Annotated in this window: 1 protein-coding gene; it reads right to left on the reverse strand. The window is 70.8% G+C overall.

Annotated features, from left to right (window positions below):
• Nucleotides 1–318: beta-ketoacyl synthase N-terminal-like domain-containing protein (locus tag AC4IJH_RS43820; protein WP_490857618.1), on the reverse strand; the 318-nt coding region annotated here is incomplete at both ends.

The following is a 318-nucleotide window of genomic DNA, read 5'->3' on the forward strand; positions in this document are numbered from 1 at the left end:
CGACGCGCCGTCCTGGTTGACCGCGCTGCCGGACACCACCGCCAGCACCTGATGCCCCAGCCGCCGCGCGTCCGACAGCCGCTCCAGTACGACGACGCCGACGCCTTCACCCCAGCCCGTACCATCGGCCTGTTCCGAGTACGCCTTGCAGCGGCCATCGGCGGCCAGGCCCCGCTGCCGCGAGAAGTCGACGAACGTGCTCGGGGTGGACATGACCGTCACGCCGCCGGCCAATGCGAGGGACGACTCCCCCGAACGCAGCGACTGACACGCCAGATGCAACGCCACCAGCGACGACGAACACGCCGTGTCCACCGT

This window comes from Streptomyces sp. UF-297, from assembly GCF_058245575.1.